We start from the raw sequence: 9,053 nt of genomic DNA, 5'->3' as shown, positions 1-9,053 counted from the left end.
AGGCCAGAGATGTAAGCGCAGCAATGCGTTCAGTTGACTGGTACTAATTGCTCGATAGGCTTGATTTGATCCGGCAATAGACAGGCTCATGCCCGTCATGCCCAAACAAAGCACTTGAACAACTCCGCTGATATCCTTGGCTTCTTCTCAGGTCTGGTGGTCATAGCGCAAGCAAAACACCCGATCCCATCCCGAACTCGGCCGTTAAGTGCTGCCGCGCCAATGGTACTGCGTCTCAAGACGTGGGAGAGTAGGTCACCGCCAGACCTGAAAAGAAGCCAACCCTCTCAAACGATGAAAATCCCGGCGCAAAAACAAAAATTGCGCCGCTGGCGCGGGGTAGAGCAGCCCGGTAGCTCGTCAGGCTCATAACCTGAAGGTCGTAGGTTCAAATCCTACCCCCGCAACCAAAATCCCCAATTATATCAAATACTTCAATCCCGAGCGAAACACTGGGGATATACAAGCGCGCGTCTACATCAACGCCACATCAACACCGCGTCCGGATTTTGACATTCGGCAGCACCCGACGACAACCGCCAACATCGCCCGACACAAAAGCCCCCCTCGCGGGGGCTTTCGGCATTTGAAACCCACGCTCACTCATCGGCAATGAGCGCCAGAAGGATGGTGCACGGTTGGACGGTACGAGCAAGGTCATGTCCGGCGGCAAGACGCTGCAGGAAGTCGGTCGCTTCAGAGAAATTCAGGCGAGCCATTGAAAGCGATCTTTCCAAAGCTGCGACCTGACCCTGCCAGAGCTCGACCGGACCCGCTTCCGGTGGAGCCTGTCTGCGTCGTTCCAGGTTGAGCTCGCGATTTCGTATCTCCGCCAGAAAATATGCGCTCACCTGATCTGTCAGGCCTTCGAGCTCATGTCGAATGCGGTCCAGAACCGAGTCCCTGTATTCCCCCACCTCGGCGTTGATTTTTGCCAGTTGTCGAGATCGAAGGGCATTGACCGCCTCATGTTTCTCGAGTGCCGACAGAGGGGTTCTGCCTCTGGCCAGCGCATTGTTGGTCGACGCCGTTATTGGTTGCAGACAAAGATCGACCTCTTCTTCGGTCAACTCCCGCCAGCCATCCTTGGCCTTCCAGTAACCCTTGCGCATGAATACTGCCGGCGCTGCGATCCTGAGCCTGCGCTGGAAGGAACGAAAAAGGGTATGGAGCATGCGTCGATCGGCGGAAAGTGCAGCCTTCTGCACTTCTGTCGGCGCGCTGTTTAGAAGCTCCCGTGCCTCCGCCGTCCAGAGCGCGGGCAGCAGCTCATCCGGGAAAGGGTCGAACTGTGCGACTGTAATGACTACCAATGGGCCAAGTCCCCGTGCCGGGTGACCTTCGGGCAGCCTGACGCTCGTTTGTACTACCGGCTTGGCTTTCCCGAATGCAGTAAGGGCTGCGGCAGCATAGCCCGATACCAGCGCATCGTGCAGTTCCGAGCCGTGATCGAGGAAACGGAGTGGGCGGCCGGAACGTGTACCATCTGCCCCAAGTTCACCATCGTCAGTGAAGACGATCTTCCGGGGCGGTGCCGAGATGTCGGCTCGCCGGTAGATGAACGGGACGTGACCTGACATCCAGTTTTCGCGGGACGCGCCAGGCAAGGAAAACGGGGCCTCGCCGGCACGCCTGCGTTCGCCAACTCCATGATACCAGATCGTCTGGAAGCCGTAGCCATCCTCCCTGTCCACGCGCCCACCGGTATCAAAGTCCCTCGATGCCTTGATCGTTTTCAGCCAGGCCCCGAGAGCTCGCTCTTCCCGCCGAATGGGCGTCTCGTTAGGGCGCGCGAGGTCGGTCATCATCGCCGGTGCAGGACATGGCTTCTCTCGCCACAGTTCGAAGTCGGCTGCTGCCTGTTGCTGTGTGAAAGGTGCCGCCTCCCGGAAGAGAGACGGCAGACCGATGCCCTTTCCAGTGAGAGGAGTAACCAGAAGAGCTGCCTTTTGCCTTATGGCAGCGTGCCCCAGAGTTGTCTGCAGTTCCGCCAGGTCCGTGGGGGAGAGGGGCGGAAGCGGCGAGTCGAACACGCCCATTTCCGCGACCGTGTCGGCAATCGCGGTTTCCTGTGACCCTTCGATCAGGATCCGCCAGATGTCGATGACACGCCTGCCGCCCTTACGCTCGCCTGTTGCGCCAAGACGGTCCACGCGGCCGATCAGCTGATCGATGCTGTCGATTTCCCAGGGCAGGGAGAAGAAGATGATCCCGTCAGCAACATGGTGCAGGTTGAGCCCGGCTTGCACCCAGTCGCCAACCAGCAGGAGGCGGTTGTCGCCAGACAGGAGCGGTGCGAGCGTTTCCTGAATTTCCCGCAGATTGGTGACACCTTCGACGTCCGTTGCTACCGGGCGCCGAAGCACAGAGATCCCGTCAACCAGAGATGGAAAGTATCTGGGGAGCGCCACCCGCAACATGTCGATCGTCGGATTGTCCCCACAGACGATGATGAAAGCGCGCTCCTCATCCTCGCACCATTGCGAAGACAGGATGTCCAGCAATGCCTCCAGCCTGCTGTCGCCAGGGTCCTCAAGCGACTTCACGCGCGCGGCTTCCGCAAGCTGAGCGAGCGCGCCTCCACGGGCGGCAAGTTCGGTCAGGACTGTTCGTGCCGCTCGAGCGCTCCGCTGAAGGGCTCGTGCTGCTGTCCATGCAGTTCCCTGCATCCCCTGGGCCGGGTCTGTACCCTCGAGTATCATGGCAGCAACCTCGTGCCGCATTCGCTCGGAAGTCAGCGGTTGCAGCCGAACCTCGTGATTTCGGCGCTGCGGAAGATATGCACCCCATTCGGAGCGACCGTTCCGGATGATCCGCCGCGTAGCTCCTGACCTCAGGAAACCCCTCCTCCAGCGGTCCGGGCAGTCCGTCTGGCTCAGATCCGCAAGAGCCGCTTCCTCGCGGCTCCGAAGGACATCGGCTACGCTCCGGCCCTCGATCCGCGCAAGAGTAGCCGCTTCCGGCTCGATCATCCGCAAGATCGGCTCCCGCCATGAAGGATCGCCCAACCTCGGTGTCGCGGACAGGACAAGAACCTGCCGGAAGTCATCCGCTGCAGACGCGATTGCCTGGATTGCCTCCCGCTGCATCGTTTGAGGCTCATCGACGATCAGGAGATCGAAGAGATCGGGATCGGCGGTGATGGTTCGCGTCCCCTGGCCTGGACGCGTCATCAGGTCGCGCGGTCGCGCCAGCGTTATCGGCAACAGATCGTCATGCGTGCCATGCCCAAGCGCACCCGCGATGGCAGGCATGACATGACCACGAATCCAGCACTCTTCCTGCCATTGCGACAAAAGGTTGTCCGGGGCTATGACGAGCGTTCTGTGCTTGGGATCTTGCCAGCGCAGAGCATTCACGATCATCAACGCCTGTACGGTCTTGCCGAGACCGACCTCGTCCGAGATGAGGTGCCGAATATGCGAATCCCCGAGGATCCTGCGCACAGTTGCAATCTGGTGCGGCAATGGATCAGCAGCGACTCCGAGAGCGCCAACCAACCCGATATCAAGCGCAGAGACACGTCGCCGCAGTGCCTGAACGCCATTCACGAACCGGAGGTACTGGTCCATCAATTGGCCCCCCCGTCCGGCAGATCTCCGAGCGCGAGCTTGCGTCGAAGGGCGACATAGCGAACGGCTCGGCTCGTCTGGACATCCGAAAGCGCCTTGGCGAGCAGGTCTCGCCAACCTTCCGTTTCCACCATCAGCTTGGGCGACAGCCACAACTGGAGCATGGTTCGGAGTTCGGCGCGCCCGAGCCATCGCAGGCCTGGTCGCCGGAAGGCATCAACGTGGCAGGAGTCCAGCAGGTCGACGAGGTCGTCTTCGCCCAGTTCGCTGTACCAGGGACTGACCAGTGCTGACCACCGCGCATCAGGCAGGATGAGCGGGCGGAACATCGGAAGAAGCGGCATTTCCCGAGACCGCTCCAGTGCCTTGCGCCATGTTGCGGCTGGACGGGACATGTCCACCTCATCGAAGGCGTCGATGCCACTGCTCTCCAGATGGTGCCGCAAGTCCTCGTATGCGTCGATCACGGCGAGATCGAGATCGCCCGCCAGATCGTCGTTCCACTGCAGAAGTGATTCCGGGACATCTGGCACAGTCTCGCGGAACCGAGTGATCAAACGATCCTGCAGGAACTCCCGGTCAGCAGCTGTCTCGATCCTCGGCAGGTCTTTTCCCGAAACGAGGCCCAGCGCGTCAGCGCACCGAAGGAGCGCCCCATGCGTTGTCAGTATCGATATATCGATACCCGTCTCCTGTTTTCGCCAGTTCGCCCCGCAGAGCTGCTCGATCAGTGCGCCCTCAAGCTCTTCAACGATTGCCCATCGCTGCCAGTTCGCCAGCAGTTCGTTCGCCTCCGCGAGTTGCCATGCAACGTTGGCTCGAGCCAGTTCGATAAGCCCGACGCCGTCACTCCTGGAAAACGGCTCCCGAAGCAGAGCAGGTAGCTTTACCGAACTGCGCTCTCCAAGGCCAATTCGGGCCGATGCCTTGCCAGGAAAGATCAGGCCCGCGGAGAGCGCCTGGTGATCCGCGGCATCCGGAAGGACGAGACGTGCCCCTTCCCGGGGATCGGCTCCGGCACCGAGAAGAGGCTCAGCGCACGTGGCGAGGATCGAAGGCAGTTCCTTCTCGTCGTCATCAATTCGTGTCCACTTGCCTGTATCCCAGTCATAACGAAGCTCCCGGCGAGCTGGTGGAAGCGAGATGACCTTCTCGAGAAGGCCCTCCACTTCGACATGAATGCGCAACCCGGAATCACTCGCACGACGTCCGGCAAGACCTGTCTGGATATGATTCAGCAGCGGAGAGCGCCCCGTTATCGTGGCTGGCAACCGCTCGATCATGCCTTCGGAAGCCAGTTCCGGTTCGTTCGGAGAGACTATCCGAATTCGGATCGGGACGTCCTCGAGGGCCAGTGGCGCACCGATCCTGATCTCCAGACGTCCTGCCTCCAGATCCGAGATGTTCGCGTTGCCTGGCAATACCTTCACATATGCAGGTTCAAGATCAGGCGGCTCGACGACTTCGAACTCCAGTCTGTCAAGGTCTCCGCCGTGAGCTGGTTCGATCACGTGCAGCCCGACGTCGGGTCGGAGGGCTTTCCAGTCAATGCCACGGATTCGAAGCAACTCACCGGGGGCAACCGAGCCATCAAGGAGCAGTTCGGTGCAGGCTCCGCTGCGCTGAGTGGCCAATACGGGGAAGCAGGCAAGAAATCTGTCTGACGATCCTGGTCCGGGAAGTCCGATTAGTCGTAGGGTGGGGCCGCGTTCCGCAACCACAAACCCGCGGCGGCGCAGGACTTCGCAATCCGCTGAATCGGATGTGTGTAGAATTCGCGTTTCGAGGTTTTCCTCGTCATCGACACGAATGCACTGGATGATCACCGAGTCCGGTTGGAGCTTTTCGTTCGGAAAGACTGCGAACGCCGTCATCCCGCCGGCCTCGACAAGGAAGAATTCCGGCTCCAGTGGCTGCAGGCGTTCCAGCGTTACTTTTGCCGTTCCTTCATCGACATCGAGCGCATCGTCTCTGCGCAGTGGCGATGAGGGAAACGGGAAGGCTTTGTCCAGAGTGATTTCACCACCGGCAAGGAATGACGCGAGAGGCACCGCGTGAACGCCGCCAGAAGCACGCATGCGGTCGCCATGTATGCGCAGAGCAGCAATCACTTCATCGCGCGACTGCGCGGGCAGCGTCGGCCCCCTGATAATCAGATGCCGCGGTGTCTCGCCTTCCAAGGCGAGAACATACCTTGATGGCGCGATCTGGGCGAGGCGCGCCGATCGCCGTGCGACCGTCTTCCGAGCTTCCGTGATCGCGCGATATGCGCCGCGATCCTTTCGGATGTCACGGTCTATTCTCTGCAGAATGGTTTCGGAAAGCCATCCCGGAGACTCGGGCGCAAGCAGTCTGCGCATGACCTCCAGTGCGACGTCTCTCTGCAGTAGCCAGTGCTCGAACCGGCGACTTGAGTGACCTGCCGCAAGCCCCCGCATGTACTCGAGCAGTCTGTCCGTGTCGTCGGCTGAAATTCCAGCCCTGACAGCACGCCTGAGAGCATCGGTGAGCTGAGGCTGAATCTCCAGCGGCACCAAGGAGTTGCCAATAGGCCACGAAATATGTGGGAAATGACGCTCCCACGGGCTGTCCCCCGGACGGGCCAGGCGTGCACTTCGGTGCCCGAGCTCAAAAAGTCGGGACAAGCCCGTTCGGAACGTGTGTCCTGCGTCGATCCCAAGCTCCTGTGCCAGTACTGGCCAGAAGTCTGTCCCCGTTCCCCGGTATCGATAGCCTACCTCAGTAGCGACAACGACCAGAGGCAGATAGCGCCACGACCACGCGGCGCCCGCGAGTTGTGGATCCTCCTCCAACTGGCGGGAGACCGACCTTCGCAGTGCCTCCAGCGCCAGATCGTCGAGTCCGTGCTCGATGGCGAAGACAGGCAGTTCGCCACGCTCTCGCGAAAGGTTCGCGAAGTGCTCCGCAAGTGCGTGATGCTGACCCGAAAGCGCATCTGCAATCTGCATGTTTCCTTCCGAGCCCGCCATACTGTCGCCCAACAAGATCATCACAAAGCCGGTACGGCGTGATCGCTGCAAGGTTGACTGCCAACTATCTGAACGTCAATCATCTTCGGGATGTCTGTCGAGAGGTGTAACGTGAGTTCTGAATCTGCGCTTTACCCCGATTCATCCATCCGGGATCTGTCGGGGGGGCGCAGTGCAAGAGCCATCGCTGACCTCGTCCGGCGCTTTGTTCATGCGCGTCGTGGCGTCAGCCGTACCACGGTTGTGGAGTGGGTGTCGCAGTTCGTGGATGAGGCAGACAGCGCGGAGGCTGAGGCCCGGATCAGCGCCGTCATCGATCTGCTGTGCGAACTGAAGGACATCGGCTACGGCACAGTGCGCGGCGAACCCGTCCTCGTGGCTTTGCCCGAGCGCCGTGTCGCACTGCCGGATGGAAGGGTGATTGCGCTCGGGGATCATGGGCTCCACGGCGCAGCCGACTCCGGATTCCTGTTCCCTGACGTTGCAGGACAGGCGAACCAAAGCCTGATCGAGATCCTGCGGACGATTGAAGAGCCTGTCTTGCTGTGTGGTCATGGTTCGCTTGCGGCCGATGGCCGCTGGGTCTCTGACGATCCGATGCCCGCGGCATTGCGCAAGGCTCTCACGCTCAGTGGGGCATTCGATCCCTTCGAGCGGAGATGGTCGCTCAGCGAGGAGACCGCCTCGTTCCTGAACGAATGGTTCAACCTCACGCCGCCTGAATCTTCATCGTTGAAGATGGAGTCGCCCGATGAAAGTCAGCTGCGCGTGGCGCAGACTCCTGCTGACACACGAATGCTAGTCGAGGCTGGCCCCGGGAGCGGAAAGACCCACGTGGCTTGCGAACGTATCATATCCCTTGTGCAGGACGAGGGTATTGCCCCTTCGCGTGTCCTGCTGCTCAGCTTCACACGCATTGCAGTTGCAGAGCTCCGGGATCGGATCGGTCGGCGCTTGAACGAAATTCCCAATGTGGCGGCATTGCAGATCAGGACGTTCGACTCGTTCGCAGCGCGCCTGCTTTCGAGTGCCGGTGTTGGTTCCTCAGGCGGGCATGACGCTTCAATTCGGGCTGCGAAAAGGCTGCTGCGTTCGGATAACCCACTCGTCGCAGATGCGATTGGTCAGCTGGAACATGTGATCATTGATGAGGCGCAGGATCTTGTCGGTGACCGCAAGGAGATGTGCGAAGCCCTACTTGCCTTGCTGAATCCTGCCTGCGGCGTCACGGTTTTCGGAGATTTCGCGCAAGCGATCTACGGCTATCAAAACAAGGGCAATTCAGGATCCACATTCCTTTCCGAAGTCGCCAAGCGTCCCGATTTCACTTGCGATCAGTTAGAGCGCGACCACCGCACACGGACAGCAGCGCTGAAGGACATGTTCAGAACGGTTCGCCAGACACTGAGAGGCGATCCGGCAGGTTCAAGAGATGGCTACTTTCGCGTTCGGGAGGAGATCAGGGCAGCGGCCGTCGAGAACGACATTGCAGATTTCGCGATTCATCCGTCGACAACAGCCGGGCTGATCCTCACCCGAAGTCGTCGAGGACTATTCACCGCAGCTGAAGACATGCGCGCGGCTGGCCGAAGTTTCAGGCTCCGACTGCCCGACCGACCGCCGAGGATCGAAGCCTGGATTGGCGCGCTGCTTGGTGGTCTGCCCGCATCGACCCGCATGTCGCGCGCTGATTTCTTGTCCATCCATGAACAACTTAGACCGGCGCCATGGCGTAGTTTCGGGGAATGCTGGGAAATCCTGCTCGATCTCGATGCCTCCGGTCGGGAGGACATTTCGGTTGGCAACATCGCCGAGGGTCTTGCCGATCCGCCACCCGAGCTGATCAGTGACCACGAGGGAAACTCGGGGCCGTTGCTTTCGACGATCCATGCGATCAAGGGGAGAGAGGCCGAACGCGTGATGCTGCTGCTGATGCGGGCGCCTTACGGCGACAGGGTGGACTGGGCCGAGGAAGCTCGAACTCTGTACGTAGGGGCAACCCGCGCAAGCAACGAGCTGCGAACTGGATGGATCAGCCCGAACAAATACTACTCGACTGGAGAACCGGAGCGGTTTTGGGCCGCGCGTCGTGCGCATCGCCTGATCGAGATCGGTCTCGAGGGGGATCTCGTGGATTGGGCCGAATTCGTGCGTTCGGGCCATGTTGCCAGTGAGGCGGATACGATCGCGAACATATGGCGTGCCGCGTACGACGAGCCGAGAGCCACAGCGTATCCTGCCTCCGATGGACGTCTTGTCCTGACAGTCGGAGACTCTGGCGGACCAGCAATCGGCTGCCTGTCGGATGGTTTCGTCGAGTTGATGCAGTCGTTGCGCAAGGTCGAGCCGGGTTCGGCACTTCCGGAAGTCGTTTCGGGGATTTCTGTTGTGGGTGCGACTACAACAGTGGTGCCAGGCCGGCCCGGAGATGCACCGAGCCTTGCGCTCATGCCGCTGATTGGCGGCTTTGCCAGCATTCCTCGCTGAGCGA

The 9,053-nt window shown here is 60.5% G+C and carries 3 protein-coding genes, 1 tRNA gene and 1 rRNA gene; 3 read left to right on the top strand and 2 right to left on the bottom strand.

All coding sequences use genetic code 11. From position 1 onward, the window contains the following. The first annotated feature begins 152 nt into the window (after positions 1-152). Both rrf and ACEYYA_RS13180 read left to right on the top strand, forming a co-directional pair. Positions 153-267 (top strand): 5S ribosomal RNA (gene rrf / locus ACEYYA_RS13185). 66 nt (positions 268-333) lie between these two features. Then, positions 334-410 (top strand) — tRNA-Met (locus ACEYYA_RS13180). Positions 411-599: 189 nt separating this feature from the next. On the opposite strand, the gene ACEYYA_RS13175 is transcribed toward ACEYYA_RS13180, so the two are convergent. Together ACEYYA_RS13175 and ACEYYA_RS13170 are read right to left on the bottom strand one after the other, a co-directional pair. Beyond that, positions 600-3,572 (bottom strand): SNF2-related protein, encoded by a 2,973-nt coding sequence (locus tag ACEYYA_RS13175; protein WP_374801365.1) that lies wholly within the window; start codon positions 3,570-3,572, stop codon positions 600-602. Then, positions 3,572-6,541, bottom strand: coding sequence for a hypothetical protein (locus tag ACEYYA_RS13170; RefSeq protein ID WP_374801364.1), 2,970 nt, complete (start codon positions 6,539-6,541; stop codon positions 3,572-3,574). The genes ACEYYA_RS13175 and ACEYYA_RS13170 overlap by 1 nt, the downstream gene beginning before the upstream one ends. Before the next feature lie 111 nt (positions 6,542-6,652). Here ACEYYA_RS13170 and ACEYYA_RS13165 point away from each other — a divergent pair, with 111 nt between their 5' ends. After that, complete coding sequence (locus tag ACEYYA_RS13165) at positions 6,653-9,049, top strand: UvrD-helicase domain-containing protein (RefSeq protein WP_374801363.1); 2,397 nt, start codon at positions 6,653-6,655, stop codon at positions 9,047-9,049. Positions 9,050-9,053 lie beyond the last annotated feature (4 nt).

The organism is Paracoccus zhouxuedongae, assembly GCF_041927815.1.
Lineage (GTDB): Bacteria > Pseudomonadota > Alphaproteobacteria > Rhodobacterales > Rhodobacteraceae > Paracoccus.
Note: the sequence above shows the minus strand (reverse complement) of the source record. Positions and strands in the feature narration are given on the sequence as shown.